Here is a 15,674-nt window from a genome sequence, read left to right as displayed (position 1 = left end):
GGAACAACACCATGGCAGGTGAACGCGAACGCGGCGGACGCGAACGGAGCAGGGATCGGGAAGAGCGCGACAGCGAATTCGTTGACAAGCTCGTCCATATCAACCGTGTCGCCAAAGTTGTGAAGGGCGGACGCCGTTTCGGCTTCGCAGCACTCGTCGTTGTCGGCGACCAGAAAGGCCGTGTCGGCTTCGGCCACGGCAAGGCGCGCGAAGTGCCGGAGGCCATCCGCAAGGCGACCGACTCGGCGAAGCGCAACCTGACGCGCGTTCCCTTGCGCGAAGGCCGGACGTTGCATCATGACGTCGCCGGCCGTCACGGCGCGGGCAAGGTGTTCCTGCGCGCCGCACCTCCAGGCACCGGCATTATCGCCGGCGGCCCGATGCGCGCCGTGTTCGAGACGCTCGGGATGCAGGACGTCGTGGCGAAGTCGCTCGGCTCGTCGAACCCCTACAACATGGTGCGGGCGACGTTCGATGCGCTGAAGCATCAGGATTCGCCGCGTTCGGTTGCGGCACGCCGGAACATCAAGGTGTCCACTTTGCAGTCGCGCCGCGTTGGTGGCGACGCTGAAGCGGCTGCCGACTAAGCGGCGCCGTCAGGAGTAGAGAGCCATGGCCAAGGCCACGAAAACCATCAAGGTCGAGCAGGTCGGCAGCGCGATCCGCCGCCATCACTCGCAGCGCGAGACGCTGGTCGGCCTCAAGCTCAACAAGATCGGCCGGGTCGCTGAACTTCAGGACACGCCTGAGATTCGCGGCATGATCGACAAGGTCAGACACCTCGTCCGTGTCGTGGACGGGAAGTAAGGAAGAGCGAACGATGAAACTCACCGATCTCGCCGACAACCCCGGCTCGCGCAAGAAGCGTATGCGCGTCGGCCGCGGCATCGGCTCCGGCAAGGGCAAGCAGGCCGGCCGCGGCGGCAAGGGCCAGACCGCGCGTTCGGGCGTGCGCATCAAGGGCTTTGAAGGCGGCCAGATGCCGCTGCACCGCCGGCTGCCGAAGCGCGGATTCAACAATATCTTTGCGCTGGATCTGGTTGAGATCAATCTCGATCGTGTCCAGGACGCCATCGATTCCGGCAAGCTCGACGCCAAGGGCGTGGTCAACGCCGAGGTGCTGGTGAAGGCCGGCGCGCTGCGCCGTGCACGCGATGGTGTGCGGTTGCTGGGCCGCGGAGAAATCAAGTCCAAGGTGTCGTTCGAGGTGCATGGCGCGTCGAAGTCGGCGATCGCGGCGGTCGAAAAGGCCGGCGGTTCGGTGAAGATTCTGGCGCCGAAGAAGGAAGAAGAGGCGGCCTAGCGCGTATCGCGCGAGGTTGGAAAGCGGGTTTTGCGACAGGGGATACGCGCCAGCCGGCATTGGTCACTTTGCTGTCATTTGCGGCCGCAGCCCCTAGGCTGTGGGATCAGCCCGTGGATTTTGCGGCAGGCCCATATCATATTGGGCGCGGTGGCTACCGGACGGTCCTTCTCGGGCGACGGTGAAAGAGGCGCGGGAGAAGTCCGAAGATGGTCTCGGCAGCGGAACAGTTAGCGGCGAATATCAACTTCTCCTCCTTCGCGAAGGCGGATGAGCTGAAGAAGCGAATCTGGTTCACGCTCGGCGCGCTCCTCGTCTACCGACTCGGCACCTACATCCCGCTTCCCGGCATCGACCCCAACATCTGGGACCAGGTGTTCCGCTCCCAGGCGGGCGGCATCCTCGGCATGTTCAACATGTTCGCCGGCGGCGGTATCAACCGCATGGCGATCTTCGCGCTGAACATCATGCCGTACATCTCGGCATCGATCATCATTCAGCTTTTGACGACCGTTTCGCCCCAGCTCGAAGCCCTGAAAAAGGAAGGCGAGGCCGGGCGCAAGACGCTCAACCAGTACACGCGCTACCTGACGGTGATCCTGTCGGTTTTCCAGGCCTATGGCATCGCCATCGGTCTCGAAGGCGCCGGCAACGTGGTTGCCGATCCCGGCTGGTTCTTCCGAATCTCCACCGTGATCACGCTGACCGGCGGCACGATGTTCCTGATGTGGCTCGGCGAGCAGATCACCGCGCGCGGCATCGGCAACGGTATTTCGCTGATCATCATGGCAGGCATCGTCGCGGAGCTTCCGTCGGCGATTGCCGGAACCCTCGAGCTCGGCCGTCAGGGCGCGCTGTCGACCGGACTGATCCTCCTGGTCATCGTCATGGCGGTGGCCGTGATCGCCTTCATCGTGTTCATGGAGCGTGCGCAACGCCGCCTGTTGATCCAGTATCCGAAGCGTCAGGTGGGCAACAAGATGTTCGAGGGGCAGTCCTCGCACCTGCCACTCAAGCTCAATACCTCTGGCGTGATCCCGCCGATCTTCGCATCGTCGCTGCTGTTGCTGCCGACGACGATCGCGAGCTTCAATGCCGGCAAGGGCCCGGAATGGTTCCAGTGGCTCGTGACTCAGTTGGGCCACGGCCGGCCGCTGTTCCTCATTCTCTATATCTCGTTGATCATCTTCTTCGCGTTCTTCTACACGGCGATCGTTTTCAATCCGACCGAGACGGCCGACAACCTGAAGAAGCACGGCGGCTTCATTCCGGGCATTCGCCCCGGCGAGCGCACGGCCGAATACATCGACTACGTGCTGTCGCGCATTACTGTCCTCGGCGCCGCGTATCTTTCGGTCGTTTGTCTCATTCCGGAAATTCTGATTTCCTACGCATCGGTGCCGTTCTACTTCGGCGGCACGTCGCTGTTGATCGTCGTCAGCGTGACGATGGACACGGTGGCGCAGGTGCAAGGCTATCTGCTGGCGCACCAGTATGAGGGTCTGATCAAGCGTTCGAAACTGAAAGGCCGTCGCAGATGAGGCTGATCCTTCTCGGGCCACCGGGGGCAGGCAAGGGAACCCAGGCACAGCGTCTCGTTCAGAAATACGGCATCGTTCAGCTTTCGACAGGCGACATGCTGCGCGCCGCGGTCGCGGCCGAGACGCCGATCGGCCTCAAGGCCAAAGACGTCATGGCGAATGGCGGCCTGGTCAGCGACGATATCGTTATTGGAATCATCTCCGACCGCCTCGATCAGGAGGACGCCAGGAACGGCTTCATCCTCGATGGCTTTCCGCGCACGGTGCCGCAGGCCGAAGCGCTCGATCGTCTTCTCAAGGAAAAGGGCCTCAGGCTTGATTCGGTAATCGAATTGCGCGTCAACGAGGCTGTTCTGCTCCAGCGGGTGGAAACCCGTATCGCCGAAATGCAGGCACGCGGCGAGGCCGTCCGGGCGGACGACAATGCGCAGGCGCTGGGCAAGCGCCTTGAGGCCTACCGCGCGCAGACCGAGCCGCTGGTGCACTATTATGGTGACAAGCGGGCGCTGGCGACCGTGGATGGCATGGCCTCGATCGACGAGGTGACCGCCCAGATCAGCCGGATTCTGGAGGCCCAAGTCCAGCCGAAGCCAAAAAAGGCAGCCAATGCGGCCCGAAAAACGGCCCCAGCGGTGAAATCGCCAGCGAAGGCCAAATCTGCCGGCAAGAAGGGCAAGAAGGCCGCCACGGCCAAAAGGCCCGCCCTGAGGGCGAAATCCAAGGCCAAATCGAGGGCGGGAACCCGGACTGCGGCAAAGGCCAAAAAAGCCGCAAAGAAAGTCACCAAAAAGGCCAAGAAGACGGCCGCTAAACGGCGGAATCGGTTGACGAAACGCCGTTGAATACCTTAATAACCCGGACATCCAGTCGGAGAGCTTCAGACGATGCCGGGCCCCGAAAGACCTGCGGGGACGGGCGTCGTATTCGCGTTTGTGGCCCGACGATGATTGAAGCTCAAGACGAACAGCCGAACCGAACAGGACCGGCAACAGGAGAATAAGCCGTGGCTCGTATTGCCGGCGTCAACATTCCGACCAACAAGCGCGTGCTGATCGCGCTCCAATACATTCATGGCATCGGCCAGAAGAACGCGGCCGAGATCATCGAGAAGGTCAACATTCCGGTCGATCGCCGCGTGTCGCAGTTGAGCGACCAGGAAGTGTTGCAGATCCGCGAAGTGATCGACCGCGACTACATGGTCGAGGGCGACCTGCGCCGCGAGGTCGGTATCAACATCAAGCGTCTGATGGATCTTGGCTGCTATCGCGGTCTGCGCCATCGGCGCGGCCTGCCGGTTCGCGGCCAGCGTACGCACACGAATGCGCGCACGCGTAAAGGTCCGGCGAAGGCGATTGCCGGCAAGAAGAAGTAATCAAGCGAATAGTGAGTGGCGAATGGCGAGTAGGGTCCTTCTGCTCGCTGTACGCTTATCAGGTGGAGCCGCTGGCATTACGGCGGTGTCGAGATCGTAAGAAAGGTTTGCAATGGGTAAAGAGGCTGTCGCGCGCGTTCGGCGCCGTGAACGCAAGAACATCGCTTCCGGCGTCGCGCATGTGAACTCGTCGTTCAACAACACGACGATCACCATCACCGACGCGCAGGGCAACACCATCGCCTGGTCGTCGGCCGGTACGATGGGCTTCAAGGGTTCGCGCAAGTCGACGCCGTATGCGGCACAGGTTGCCGCTGAGGACGTGTCGAAGAAGGCGCAGGAGCACGGCATGCGTACCCTCGAGGTCGAGGTCGCAGGCCCGGGTTCAGGACGCGAGTCGGCGCTTCGTGCATTGCAGGCAGCGGGCTTCACGGTGACGTCGATCCGCGACGTGACGCCGATCCCGCACAATGGTTGCCGTCCGCGCAAGCGCAGGCGCGTCTGATTTTTCCTCGCGGGTCGACGTGTGTGGCCCGCGATTTCCACGTAGGTGAGTGAAGCGACGCCGTTCTTCGAACGGCTATGTGTTGAGCGGGCTGGTCCGCAGTCTCCAACGTGATGGGTGAAGAGAGTGACGATCCAGAAGAACTGGCAAGAACTGATCCGTCCGAACAAGCTGCAGGTGACTGCCGGCAGTGATCCGACGCGTATTGCGACGATGGTCGCCGAGCCGCTCGAGCGTGGCTTCGGCCAGACGCTCGGCAATGCGCTTCGCCGCATCCTGCTGTCGTCGCTTCAGGGCGCCGCGGTGCAATCGGTGCACATCGACGGTGTGCTGCACGAATTCTCCTCGATCGCCGGTGTGCGCGAGGACGTGACCGACATCGTGCTGAACATCAAGGACATCTCGATCAAGATGCAGGGCGAAGGCCCGAAGCGGATGGTCGTCAAGAAGTCCGGCCCCGGAGCCGTCACCGCCGGTGACATTCAGACCGTGGGCGATATCACGGTTCTGAACCCGGAGCTGCAGCTCTGCACCCTCGACGAGGGCGCGGAAATCCGCATGGAGTTCACGGTCAACACCGGCAAGGGCTATGTCGCCGCCGAGCGCAACCGTCCCGAGGATGCGCCGATCGGTCTGATCCCGGTCGACAGCCTGTTCTCGCCGGTGAAGAAGGTGTCCTACAAGGTTGAGAATACGCGCGAAGGCCAGATCCTCGATTTCGACAAGCTGACGCTGACGGTCGAGACCAACGGCGCGGTGACGCCCGAGGACGCGCTCGCTTATGCAGCGCGCATCCTGCAGGATCAGCTCAACGTGTTCGTCAACTTCGAAGAGCCCCGCAAGGAAGTCGCGCAGGAGGTCATCCCCGATCTCGCGTTCAATCCGGCTTTCCTCAAGAAGGTGGACGAGCTGGAGCTGTCGGTCCGTTCGGCAAACTGCCTGAAGAACGACAACATCGTCTACATCGGTGACCTCGTGCAGAAGTCGGAAGCGGAAATGCTGCGCACCCCGAACTTCGGCCGCAAGTCGTTGAACGAGATCAAGGAGGTGCTGGCGCAAATGGGCCTGCATCTCGGCATGGAAGTGCCCGGTTGGCCGCCGGAGAACATCGACGAGCTGGCCAAGCGGTTCGAGGACCACTACTGATCGAAAGATCATCGTCATGGCCGGGCATAGCCGTTCGAAGAACGGCTTCGCTAGCCTATGCCGGCCATTTATCTGGGCGAACGCAGGCAGCCCACCTGAGCAGCACGTCCGGCGTACCGTCGCGACGAGAGAAAAGAGAGACAAGACCATGCGTCACGGCAAGGTACACCGCAAACTCAATCGCACCGCCGAGCACCGGCGTGCGATGTTCGCCAACATGTCGGCGGCGCTGATCAAGCATGAGCAGATCGTCACCACGCTGCCGAAGGCGAAGGAGCTTCGCCCGATCGTCGAGAAGCTGGTGACCCTCGGCAAGCGCGGCGGGCTGAGCCTGCGCCGCCAGGCAATCGGCGAGCTGCGTGATCCCGCAATGGTCAGGAAGCTCTTCGACGTGCTCGCGGTTCGCTACAAGGACCGTCAGGGTGGCTACACCCGCATCATCAAGGCCGGCTTCCGCTATGGCGACAACGCTCCCATGGCGGTGATCGAATTCGTCGACCGCGACGAGGATGCCAAGGGCCAGGATTCTGGTCCGGAGCAGGAGAAGGCGGCGGAAGCGGCATAATTTCGCGAACCCGAGCAGATCTGAAAAGGGCGGCGCACAGGCCGCCCTTTTTTGTGCGTCCCTCACGTCTGCGTGCGACGTGTTGCGAGGCGGACGACCGGCGCTGATATCAGGCGAGCAACAGACAGGGCTCGTATCTCATGAATATCGATCTTTCCGGCAAGACGGCGCTGGTGACCGGTTCGACCAGTGGCATCGGCTTTGCCATTGCAAAGGGATTGGCCGAGTGCGGCGCCGAAGTCGTTGTCAACGGCCGCACGCAGGCCAATGTCGACAAGGCGCGAACCGCGATCACGAAGGCGGTGCCGAAGGCGAAAGCCGCAGGAATTGCCGCCGACGTCTCGACAGCCAAAGGCCACGAGCAGCTTCTGGCGGCGATGCCCGAGGTGGATATCCTGGTCAACAACGCCGGGATTTTCGAGCCCAAGGATTTCTTCGATATTTCCGACGAGGAGTGGCGAAGATTTTTCGACGTGAACGTTCTGTCCGGTGTGCGACTGTCGCGCGCCTATCTGAAGGATATGCTGCAGCGGAACTGGGGACGCATTGTTTTCATCTCCTCGGAATCGGCGCTGCATATCCCACCCGAGATGATCCACTACGGCGTCAGCAAGACGGCACAGCTCGGCGTATCGCGCGGGCTTGCTGAGCTGACGGCGGGCACCGGCGTGACGGTCAACGCAGTGCTGCCGGGGCCGACGCTGTCGGAAGGCGTCGAGGAGTTCGTCGCGGCCCTCGCAAAGCAATCGGGTCAGAACGCCGAGACCGCGGCCGCTTCGTTCATCAAGCAGCACCGGCCGACGTCATTGATCCAGCGCTTTGCGACCGTCGAGGAGGTCGCCAACATGGTCGTCTACGTCTGCTCGAAGGAAGCCTCTGCCACGAATGGCGCGGCGCTGCGTGTCGATGGCGGCGTCGTGAGAACGATAGCCTGATGACCGCCTACGTCATTTCCGAGGTTGAGGCACGCGACACCGTTGCTTTCGAACGCTATCGGCGACTTGCGGCGGACTCGATCGTGGCGCATGGCGGGCGCTACCTGGTTCGGGGCGGCGCCGCAGAGACGGTGGAGGGAGGGCCGCCGCCAAAGACCCTGATCGTCGTCGAATTTCCCTCCATTGCTCAGGCGCGCGAATGGTACGCATCGGCCGATTACGCAGAGGCCCTGAAGGTTCGAGGGGCCGCCCTGGATCGCCGCCTGATCTTTGTCGAAGGTGTGCCGCCCAGTGATTGATTCGCGCCGGCCATTGGCTCGTTTTGCCTTCAAATGAAGGCCTGCGGCGATTATATCTAGGGAAATGGCTGCTTCGCCCCAGGTCTTGTCGGGAGACGTCCTCAATGCCCCACGCATCGCGGCTGCTGCTTGCAGCGATGGCGCTCATTTCAGTCGCCTTTCCCGCCCTGGCCCAGGATCGACGGGTTCCGGCATCGCCGACTGAACTGAAGCTCTCATTCGCGCCGATCGTGCAACGGACGACGCCTGCGGTCGTCAACGTCTACGCCGCGAAGATGGTGCAGAACCGCAATCCGCTGCTCGACGATCCGATCTTCCGACGCTTCTTCGGCATTCCTGGCAACCAGTCGCCGGAGCAGATGCAACGCTCGCTCGGCTCTGGCGTAATTGTCGATCCCTCCGGCCTGGTCGTCACCAACAACCATGTCATTGAGGGCGCCGATCAGGTGAAGGTTTCGCTCGCCGACAAGCGCGAGTTCGAGGCAGAAATCGTGCTGAAGGACAGCCGCACCGATCTCGCCGTGCTGAGGTTGAAAGCGGCGCGTGAACAGTTCCCCGCACTCGAGCTGTCCAACTCCGACGAACTGCTGGTCGGCGACGTGGTGCTCGCAATCGGCAACCCGTTCGGCGTCGGCCAAACGGTGACGCACGGTATCGTCTCCGCGCTTGCTCGCACCCAGGTCGGCATCACCGACTACCAGTTCTTCATTCAGACCGACGCTGCGATCAATCCCGGCAATTCGGGTGGCGCGCTGGTCGATCTCTCCGGCAAGCTGATTGGCATCAATACCGCGATCTTCTCGCGCTCGGGCGGTTCGCAAGGTATCGGCTTTGCGATTCCGACCAATATGGTGCGCGTCGTCGTCGCCTCCGCAAAGAGCGGCGGCAACGCCGTCCGCCGGCCATGGCTCGGTGCGCGGCTGCAGGCCGTCACGTCGGAAATCGCCGATTCGCTCGGACTGACGCGACCGTCTGGCGCGCTGGTGGCGAATGTCGCGCAAGGCAGTCCCGCCGCGCGCGCCGGCCTTCGTCTGAGTGATCTCATCACCGGCATCGACGGGCAGGTGGTCGACGATCCCAATGCTTTCGACTATCGTTTCGCCACGCGGCCGCTTGGCGGCACTGCGCATATCGATATCGTTCGCGCCGGCAAGCCTCAGCGCCTTACGATCGCACTCGAAACTCCCCCCGATACCGGCCGCAACGAGATCGTCATCAAGTCACGCTCGCCGTTTCAGGGCGCGAAAGTCTCCAACATCTCGCCGGCGGTTGCGGACGAGTTGCGGCTCGATTCGAACATTGAAGGTGTCGTGATCGTCGACGTCGGTGACGATGGACCCGCCCAGGGCGTCGGCTTTCGGAAGGGTGATGTGATCCTGAACGTCAACAACCAGAAGATTGCCAAGACCGCCGATCTTGATCGGGTGACACGTGAGCCCGCTCGGCTCTGGCGGATCACGGTTCTGCGTGACGGGCAGCAGATTTCCGTCACGCTCGGCGGATGAGCGCCAAACGCCCGCGCGAAGGCCCGTCGCTGTTCACGGCCGCAGGTCTTGAACAGGACGCACCGCGCCCGCTTGCCGATAAGCTGCGGCCGCGCTCGCTTGCCGACGTCGTAGGGCAGGATCGCATTCTCGGGCCCGATGGCGCGTTGACGCGCATGCTCGAGACCCGCACGCTCGGGTCGCTGATCTTCTGGGGACCGCCGGGGACCGGCAAGACCACAGTGGCGCGGCTGCTCGCGGACGCCACTGAGCTGGAATTCGAGCAGATTTCCGCGGTGTTTTCTGGCGTCGCCGATCTGAAGAAGGTGTTCGATGCTGCGCGCGCCCGCCGCGAGGTCGGCAGGGGCACGCTGCTGTTCGTCGATGAGGTGCACCGGTTCAATCGTGCCCAGCAGGATTCGTTTCTGCCGGTGATGGAAGACGGCACCGTCGTGCTCGTCGGCGCGACCACTGAGAATCCATCGTTCGAGCTGAATGCGGCGCTCCTGTCGCGCGCGCGGGTGCTGGTGTTTCAGTCGCTCGATGCGGAAGCCATCGAAAAGCTGTTTGCGCGGGCGGAGGAGGTGGAGGGTCGCAAGCTGCCGCTTGACGCCGACGCTCGCGCCTCGCTGGTGCGCATGGCCGACGGCGACGGTCGCGCCGCACTGACACTCGTTGAGGAGGTCTGGCGGGCGGCGCGCGAAGGCGAGGTCTTCAATGCCGACGAGTTGCAGGATGTGCTGCAACGAAGGGCGCCGATCTACGACAAGTCGGCCGATGGCCACTACAACCTGATATCGGCGCTGCATAAGTCGGTCCGCGGCTCCGATCCGGATGCGGCCCTGTACTATCTCGCCCGGATGCTTGATGCCGGCGAAGATCCGCTCTATCTCGCGCGGCGGATCGTGCGCATGGCGATCGAGGACATTGGACTTGCCGATCCGCAAGCGCTTATCGTCGCCAATGCGGCGAAAGACGCCTACGACTTCCTGGGCTCGCCGGAGGGTGAGCTGGCAATCGCGCAAGCCGTGATCTACGTCGCCACCGCGCCGAAATCGAATGCGGCCTACACCGCCTTTGGCGCAGCCAAGCGGGTGGCCAAAGAACACGGCTCGCTATTGCCGCCGAAGCATATCCTGAACTCGCCGACCCGGCTGATGCAGGATGAGGGTTACGGTGCGGGCTACGAATATGATCACGATACGGCCGAAGGCTTTTCCGGACAGAATTATTTCCCCGATCAGCTCGAACGGCAGACATTCTACGATCCGCCCGAGCGTGGGTTCGAACGAGAAATCAGGAAGCGGCTGGACTATTGGGCCAAGTTGCGCAGTGGAAAGAAGACATGAGCCGCAGAGACAAGAAGCCGCTTGCAAAAGGATCGCGGCGACCAGGCGACCGGCCGCGCGGCGCACGTCCCTTTGTGGACAAGGTGCGGGGCGACAGGAGCAAAGGCAAATCCACTTTCGGCGATCGAGCCGGCGGCAAGGCTTCGGTTCGTTCGACGCCTGCGGCCCCGCAGCGGTTGCGATCTTCGGCACCTGCCGAGGAGCCGCGAAGAAAGGCGCCTGATGCAAAGCCGCTGCCGACCAAAGTGCAGACGGTCACGGTGACCGCGGACGAAGCCAACATGCGCGTTGACCGGTTTCTCGAGGCGCGGTTTCCGGGGCTCAGTTACTCGCACATCCAGCGCATAGTACGGAAAGGCGAGCTGCGCCTCGACGGCAAGCGCGCCGACAGCAAGGACCGGTTGAAGGCCGGGCAGGCGGTGCGCATTCCGCCGCTGCATCTGGAGGCGCCGAAGAAGTCGTCGGGCCTGAGTGAGGCGGAGCAAAAGACGCTTGCTGCACTCCAAGAGATGACGCTGTTCGAGGACGACGATGTGCTGGTGCTGAACAAGCCGGCCGGGCTTGCGGTGCAGGGCGGTTCGGGTACGACACATCATGTCGATAGGATGCTGGAGGTGATGCGCGACGCGAAGGGGCAGAAGCCGCGCCTCGTGCACCGACTCGACAAGGAGACGTCCGGCTGCCTGCTCGTCGCCAAGACACGCTTTGCCGCGTCGATGCTGACCGGCGCATTCCGCTCGCGTTCAGCACGCAAGATCTACTGGGCGTTGGTCGCCGGCGTGCCGAAACCGAAACAAGGCCGGATCTCCACCTTCCTTGCCAAGGAGGAACGCGAGGATGATTCATTCATGCGGATCGCCGAGCACGGCGACGAGGGCGCAAGCCACGCGGTGACGTACTACGCGGTGGTGGAAACGGCGGCGCAGAAACTCGCCTGGGTGTCGTTGAAGCCGGTGACCGGACGCACGCATCAACTGCGCGCGCACATGGAGCATATCGAGCATCCGATCGTCGGTGATCCGAAGTATTTTGACATCGAGAACTGGGAGTTGCCTGGCGGCATCCAGAACCGGCTGCATCTGCTGGCGCGGCGGATCGTCATTCCCCATCCGCGCGGCGGGCTCATCGATGCGTCGGCGCCGCTGCCGCCTCACATGCAGCAGTCCTGGAACCTGCTGGGACTCGATACCTCGCGGTTCGATCCGATCGAGGACGCGCCGGAAGAGTAGGGGGCTTGCCCGGCGCGGTTGCGATGACGATATCTTTGTCATGAGGACAATCGCCGCCTGTCTGCTGTCGATCGTCGTGAGCCTGCTGGTCATTCACGGGAGCGTGATACCTGCAGCGCTGGCGCAGGACCTCAGGTCACCGCCGCCAAAGATACTGCCGCCGCCTCCACCACCTCCACCGCCACCACGAATCGAAGTGCCGCGGGTTCCGCAACTGAACGAAATCCCACCTTCGCCGAGGGCGGCCGTACCGCGGCCGACGTCTTACAGCGATCGCGTGCGCGGATGCATCCACCAGGGTGCCGCGATGGGGCTCCGCCCGAACGCTCGCGCCGCCTATACCCGCGCGTGCGCGAACAGGTAAGGCGAACCAATTCGTGGCGAAGAACTGAGGTGCGCTAGCGCAGGCTGGCGTTCAGCTTTTCCAGTGCGCTTTGGCCCGGGCACAGCTCCTTTGCGTTGAGCTGATTGAGCGGCGTTTCGACCGTGCCGAAGCTTGCGTGCAGATCGTCGGGATCCGGCTCGATGTAGAGGAGGCCTGTGACCACTTCGCCCTTGGCGGCGTGGCGCTGCAGGAAATTCTGTGCGGCGAGCCGATCCGTCGGATCATAGTCGTTGTTCAGCTTGCGCAGATTGATCGACGAGCCGTCATGCTGCTGCACCGTAACGACGTTGCCCGGCTCGTAGTCGACGGTGATCGCTGCACGCCCGATCATGATGTCGAGAGCATTGACGGCTTCATTGTGCTCACGCACGTAGTCGAAGCTTTTGGTCGAGCCGGCGTGATTGTTGAAGGCGATACAAGGCGAGATCACGTCGATGAACGCGGCGCCGCGGTGCTGGATCGCGGCCTTGATCAGCGGCACGAGCTGCGTCTTGTCGCCGGAGAAGGAACGCGCGACGAAGGTCGCACCGAGCTGCAACGCGATCGCAACGAGGTCGATCGAGGAGTCGCTGTTGAGGACACCCTTCTTCGACTTCGAGCCCCGGTCGGCCGTCGCCGAGAACTGCCCCTTGGTCAGGCCATACACGCCATTGTTTTCGACGATATAGGTCATGTTGACGCCGCGCCGCATCGCGTGGCCGAACTGGCCGAAGCCGATCGATGCGCTGTCGCCATCGCCGGACACCCCGAGATAGATCAGGTCCCGGTTGGCGAGATTTGCTCCCGTCAGGACCGACGGCATTCGCCCGTGCACCGAGTTGAAGCCGTGGCTCTGCCCGAGGAAGTAGTCCGGCGTCTTTGACGAGCAGCCGATACCGGAAATCTTGGCCACACGATGGGGTTCGATCGCCAGCTCGAAGCAGGCTTCGATGATGGCGGCCGAGATCGAATCGTGTCCGCAGCCCGCGCAGAGCGTCGAGGTGGAGGCCTCGTAGTCGCGGCGGGTAAAGCCGAGTTTGTTGGTCGGCAGGGACGGGTGGTGGAATTTCGGCTTCGTCAAATAGGTCATGGGCGAAATATACCCATGTTTTCACTTACTTGACCAGCCTTTCGCCGTTATAGTCCGCCGCGTTTCCAGGGCTGCAGGTATGCTTTTCAACTCACCGCAATTCATCTTCGGCTTCCTGCCTGTCTCCCTGATCGGTTTCTTCCTCCTCGGTCAATTTGGATGGTATCGGCTGGCGATCCTGTGGCTCGGGTTTGTTTCGCTCGTCTTTTACGGCTTCGACAATCCCGCACTGCAACTGCCGCTGATTCTGGCGTCCATAACCTTCAATTTTACCGTAGGCCGGTATCTCGCGACTGCGAAAAGCCGCAACCTGTTGATCGCGGGCGTTGCTGGAAATCTGCTGCTTCTGGGCTTCTTCAAATATGCAGGCCTGCTGGCCAGCACGTTCAATGCGATCACCGGCCTTGCTGTGCCCGATCCGCACATCCCGCTGCCGATCGGCATCTCCTTCTACACGTTCACGCAGATTGCCTTTCTGGTCGATGTCTACCGCAGGGAGGCGCGCGAGTACGAATTCGCCAAGTACGGCCTGTTCGTCACCTTCTTCCCGCATCTGATCGCCGGTCCGATCCTGCATCACAAGGAGACGGTGCCGCAGTTCGATCATCCGAAGGTCTTTCGTCCCCAGCCCGACCGCATCGCGCTTGGGACAGGCTGGCTCGCGATCGGCATGTTCAAGAAGGTGATGCTGGCCGACAGCGTTGCGCCGTTCGCCGACGCGGTGTTCGGCGCGGCACAGAAGGGGGCGGCAATCGATTTTGCTGACGCCTGGATCGGCACGCTCTGCTACACGCTGCAAATCTATTTTGACTTCTCCGGCTATTCCGACATGGCGATCGGGCTGGCGCTGCTTTTCGGCATCACCTTTCCGCTGAACTTCAATTCGCCCTACAAGGCGCAGTCACTGATCGAGTTCTGGCGATGCTGGCACATGACGCTCTCGCGTTTCCTGCGCGATTATCTTTACGTGCCGCTGGGCGGAAATCGACGCGGCGCGCTGCGCCGCTATATCAACTTGTTCATCACCATGGTGCTTGGCGGGCTTTGGCATGGCGCAAGCTGGAATTTTGCGATCTGGGGTGCTCTGCATGGTGCAGGACTGGCGCTGAACCATCTTTGGCGAGGCATCGCGGCGCGGACCGGGCTAGGCATTCCCGCCGGTTTTGGCTGGCTTCTGACCTTTGGCGTCGTGGCTTTCGCCTGGGTGCCCTTTCGTGCCGATACGTTGGCGGCCTCGACCACCATCTGGCAGGCAATGCTGGGACTCGGGGAGCCTGCAGCCGCGCTGGGCGGCAATCCGCTTCTGCCGGTGATCTGGATTGTCGGTCTCGGCGCGATTGCGCTGTTCGCGCCCAATACGCAGCAGATCATGTCACATCCCTGGATCGATGAGCGCGCCCGGATTTCCTGGACACCACGGCCGGTATGGGCGATCGCCCTCGGCTGCCTGTTTGGTATTGCCGTTGCCGGCACGTTCGGGCGGGAAACTGTGTTCCTGTATTTCCGGTTTTAAGATGCGAACGAGCCTGCGTGCGTACCTTGCGATGTTCATCGTCGCCGCCGGCATCGTCGGCCTCGGCTATCGAGCCGTCGATCGCTGGTGGGCATCGATCGGATGCTATCCGCAGGCACCGGCGGGGTATTTCCTGGCCTACTGCGCATCGCCGCAGTTCGGCAACTTCGAGCATGGCGCCTACTACTACAATCTCGAGCCGGAAGCCGTTGCTTCGCTGAAGCGGAGCGAGGTCCTGTTCTTCGGGACGAGCCGCGCGCAATTCGCGCTGTCGACGCGCAAGCTGTCCGATTTCTTCGCAAGTCTCGGCATCGCACCGTATCTGCTCGGGTTTGGCTACAATGAAGCGGGGGCGTTTCCGTTGGCGCTGATCCGCGAGTATGAGCTGAAGCCGAAGGCCATCGTCATCCTTGCGGACCCGTTTTTTCGCGACTGGAGCACGTCGCACATCCGCGTCACGCAGTATTTTCGCTGGCGCGTCATCACTGAGCTCTATGAGTATCTGCAGAAGCAGGCATTCATTCAGGTCGGGTCCCGGCTGTGCGGTTTGCGGCCCTCGCTGTGCGAGACGACGGACCCGGTCGTCTATCGGTCCAAAAGCGACGGCTGGTGGCGGCCGGTGAGGTTCGATTTCGCCCGGCAATCCGCGGTCGGCCAAGAAGCGGCGATCACCTACACGGCCGCGATGGCATCCGCAGATGTGGCCTTCGCCGAACGCTTTCTTGCTGCAACCGGCGTTTCGCGATCCTGCGTCGTGCTGTCGGCCGCACCGAGCGCATCGGTGAATTCCGACGCCTATGTGACCGAGATGGGCAGGCTACTGGGCGTTCGCGTATCGCTTCCGCGGCTGGATGGGCTGACGTCGTTCGACGGCAGCCACCTCACGCCGGCAAGCGCGGAGCGCTGGTCGGCGGCGCTTCTGGCCGATATCGGCAAGACGGTCTCAGCCTGCGCGGGAAAATAAGGCGGCTTGCCCGAG

Annotated in this window: 18 protein-coding genes; 17 read left to right on the top strand and 1 reads right to left on the bottom strand. The window is 62.5% G+C overall.

The window, feature by feature from the left end; all coding sequences use genetic code 11:
* Positions 1 to 11: 11 nt before the first annotated feature.
* The 15 genes from rpsE to RCO31_RS01775 all read left to right on the top strand — a co-directional run bounded on the left by rpsE (position 12) and on the right by RCO31_RS01775 (position 12,092).
* Entirely contained in the window at positions 12 to 587 is a 576-nt protein-coding gene (gene rpsE / locus RCO31_RS01845) for a 30S ribosomal protein S5 (protein ID WP_308966485.1), read from the top strand.
* 25 nt (positions 588 to 612) lie between these two features.
* Positions 613 to 807, top strand: coding sequence for a 50S ribosomal protein L30 (gene rpmD / locus RCO31_RS01840; protein WP_308966484.1), 195 nt, complete (start codon positions 613 to 615; stop codon positions 805 to 807).
* Positions 808 to 820: 13 nt separating this feature from the next.
* Entirely contained in the window at positions 821 to 1,303 is a 483-nt protein-coding gene (rplO, locus tag RCO31_RS01835) for a 50S ribosomal protein L15 (protein ID WP_308966483.1), read from the top strand.
* 209 nt (positions 1,304 to 1,512) lie between these two features.
* Positions 1,513 to 2,844 (top strand): preprotein translocase subunit SecY, encoded by a 1,332-nt coding sequence (secY, locus tag RCO31_RS01830; protein WP_308966482.1) that lies wholly within the window; start codon positions 1,513 to 1,515, stop codon positions 2,842 to 2,844.
* Entirely contained in the window at positions 2,841 to 3,686 is an 846-nt protein-coding gene (locus RCO31_RS01825; protein WP_308966481.1) for an adenylate kinase, read from the top strand. Before secY ends, RCO31_RS01825 begins: the two co-directional genes overlap by 4 nt.
* Positions 3,687 to 3,847: 161 nt before the next feature.
* Positions 3,848 to 4,216, top strand: coding sequence for a 30S ribosomal protein S13 (rpsM, locus tag RCO31_RS01820; protein ID WP_308966480.1), 369 nt, complete (start codon positions 3,848 to 3,850; stop codon positions 4,214 to 4,216).
* A gap of 112 nt (positions 4,217 to 4,328) precedes the next feature.
* The gene (gene rpsK / locus RCO31_RS01815) at positions 4,329 to 4,721 is read left to right on the top strand and encodes a 30S ribosomal protein S11 (RefSeq protein WP_308966478.1); all 393 of its coding nucleotides are present in this window, start codon (positions 4,329 to 4,331) and stop codon (positions 4,719 to 4,721) included.
* A 126-nt stretch (positions 4,722 to 4,847) separates the two neighbouring features.
* A complete protein-coding gene (locus RCO31_RS01810) occupies positions 4,848 to 5,867 on the top strand; it encodes a DNA-directed RNA polymerase subunit alpha (RefSeq protein ID WP_308966477.1) in 1,020 nt (339 codons plus the stop codon).
* Between the two features lie 148 nt (positions 5,868 to 6,015).
* Positions 6,016 to 6,432 (top strand): 50S ribosomal protein L17, encoded by a 417-nt coding sequence (rplQ, locus tag RCO31_RS01805; protein ID WP_308966476.1) that lies wholly within the window; start codon positions 6,016 to 6,018, stop codon positions 6,430 to 6,432.
* A 140-nt stretch (positions 6,433 to 6,572) separates the two neighbouring features.
* Complete coding sequence (locus RCO31_RS01800; protein WP_308966475.1) at positions 6,573 to 7,367, top strand: SDR family NAD(P)-dependent oxidoreductase; 795 nt, start codon at positions 6,573 to 6,575, stop codon at positions 7,365 to 7,367.
* Entirely contained in the window at positions 7,367 to 7,666 is a 300-nt protein-coding gene (locus tag RCO31_RS01795; protein WP_308966474.1) for a DUF1330 domain-containing protein, read from the top strand. The genes RCO31_RS01800 and RCO31_RS01795 overlap by 1 nt, the downstream gene beginning before the upstream one ends.
* Positions 7,667 to 7,770: 104 nt before the next feature.
* Entirely contained in the window at positions 7,771 to 9,171 is a 1,401-nt protein-coding gene (locus RCO31_RS01790; protein ID WP_374991407.1) for a DegQ family serine endoprotease, read from the top strand.
* On the top strand, positions 9,168 to 10,499 hold the full coding sequence (locus RCO31_RS01785; RefSeq protein WP_308966473.1) for a replication-associated recombination protein A: 1,332 nt from the start codon (positions 9,168 to 9,170) through the stop codon (positions 10,497 to 10,499). The genes RCO31_RS01790 and RCO31_RS01785 overlap by 4 nt, the downstream gene beginning before the upstream one ends.
* Positions 10,496 to 11,728 carry an RluA family pseudouridine synthase gene (locus RCO31_RS01780; protein ID WP_308966472.1) on the top strand — a complete coding sequence of 411 codons (1,233 nt, stop codon included), beginning with the start codon at positions 10,496 to 10,498 and terminating at the stop codon, positions 11,726 to 11,728. Before RCO31_RS01785 ends, RCO31_RS01780 begins: the two co-directional genes overlap by 4 nt.
* Before the next feature lie 40 nt (positions 11,729 to 11,768).
* Positions 11,769 to 12,092 (top strand): hypothetical protein, encoded by a 324-nt coding sequence (locus RCO31_RS01775; RefSeq protein WP_308966471.1) that lies wholly within the window; start codon positions 11,769 to 11,771, stop codon positions 12,090 to 12,092.
* 34 nt (positions 12,093 to 12,126) lie between these two features.
* Here the strand turns inward: RCO31_RS01775 and RCO31_RS01770 are convergent, their stop codons facing one another.
* Positions 12,127 to 13,182: a 2-oxoacid:ferredoxin oxidoreductase subunit beta gene (locus tag RCO31_RS01770; RefSeq protein WP_308966470.1), complete on the bottom strand. Its 1,056-nt coding sequence runs from the start codon at positions 13,180 to 13,182 to the stop codon at positions 12,127 to 12,129.
* 79 nt (positions 13,183 to 13,261) lie between these two features.
* Between RCO31_RS01770 and RCO31_RS01765 the strand changes: the two genes are divergently transcribed.
* Positions 13,262 to 14,695, top strand: coding sequence for an MBOAT family O-acyltransferase (locus RCO31_RS01765; RefSeq protein ID WP_308966469.1), 1,434 nt, complete (start codon positions 13,262 to 13,264; stop codon positions 14,693 to 14,695).
* A 1-nt stretch (position 14,696) separates the two neighbouring features.
* On the top strand, positions 14,697 to 15,659 hold the full coding sequence (locus RCO31_RS01760) for a hypothetical protein (protein ID WP_308966468.1): 963 nt from the start codon (positions 14,697 to 14,699) through the stop codon (positions 15,657 to 15,659).
* The last annotated feature ends 15 nt before the right edge of the window (positions 15,660 to 15,674 follow it).

The organism is Bradyrhizobium sp. LHD-71 (assembly GCF_031157255.1).
GTDB lineage: Bacteria > Pseudomonadota > Alphaproteobacteria > Rhizobiales > Xanthobacteraceae > P52-10.
The sequence above is the reverse complement of the archived record's forward strand: the minus strand, read 5'-3'. Positions and strand labels throughout refer to the sequence as shown.

Bases quoted from the DNA above. Each gene is read 5' to 3' on its own strand.
- rpsE (WP_308966485.1), top strand. From the start codon at position 12: ATGGCAGGTGAACGCGAACGCGGCGGACGCGAACGGAGCAGGGATCGG.
- rpmD (WP_308966484.1), top strand. From the start codon at position 613: ATGGCCAAGGCCACGAAAACCATCAAGGTCGAGCAGGTCGGCAGCGCG.
- rplO (WP_308966483.1), top strand. From the start codon at position 821: ATGAAACTCACCGATCTCGCCGACAACCCCGGCTCGCGCAAGAAGCGT.
- secY (WP_308966482.1), top strand. From the start codon at position 1,513: ATGGTCTCGGCAGCGGAACAGTTAGCGGCGAATATCAACTTCTCCTCC.
- RCO31_RS01825 (WP_308966481.1), top strand. From the start codon at position 2,841: ATGAGGCTGATCCTTCTCGGGCCACCGGGGGCAGGCAAGGGAACCCAG.
- rpsK (WP_308966478.1), top strand. From the start codon at position 4,329: ATGGGTAAAGAGGCTGTCGCGCGCGTTCGGCGCCGTGAACGCAAGAAC.
- rplQ (WP_308966476.1), top strand. From the start codon at position 6,016: ATGCGTCACGGCAAGGTACACCGCAAACTCAATCGCACCGCCGAGCAC.
- RCO31_RS01800 (WP_308966475.1), top strand. From the start codon at position 6,573: ATGAATATCGATCTTTCCGGCAAGACGGCGCTGGTGACCGGTTCGACC.
- RCO31_RS01795 (WP_308966474.1), top strand. From the start codon at position 7,367: ATGACCGCCTACGTCATTTCCGAGGTTGAGGCACGCGACACCGTTGCT.
- RCO31_RS01790 (WP_374991407.1), top strand. From the start codon at position 7,771: ATGCCCCACGCATCGCGGCTGCTGCTTGCAGCGATGGCGCTCATTTCA.
- RCO31_RS01785 (WP_308966473.1), top strand. From the start codon at position 9,168: ATGAGCGCCAAACGCCCGCGCGAAGGCCCGTCGCTGTTCACGGCCGCA.
- RCO31_RS01780 (WP_308966472.1), top strand. From the start codon at position 10,496: ATGAGCCGCAGAGACAAGAAGCCGCTTGCAAAAGGATCGCGGCGACCA.
- RCO31_RS01775 (WP_308966471.1), top strand. From the start codon at position 11,769: ATGAGGACAATCGCCGCCTGTCTGCTGTCGATCGTCGTGAGCCTGCTG.
- RCO31_RS01770 (WP_308966470.1), bottom strand. From the start codon at position 13,182: ATGACCTATTTGACGAAGCCGAAATTCCACCACCCGTCCCTGCCGACC.
- RCO31_RS01765 (WP_308966469.1), top strand. From the start codon at position 13,262: ATGCTTTTCAACTCACCGCAATTCATCTTCGGCTTCCTGCCTGTCTCC.
- RCO31_RS01760 (WP_308966468.1), top strand. From the start codon at position 14,697: ATGCGAACGAGCCTGCGTGCGTACCTTGCGATGTTCATCGTCGCCGCC.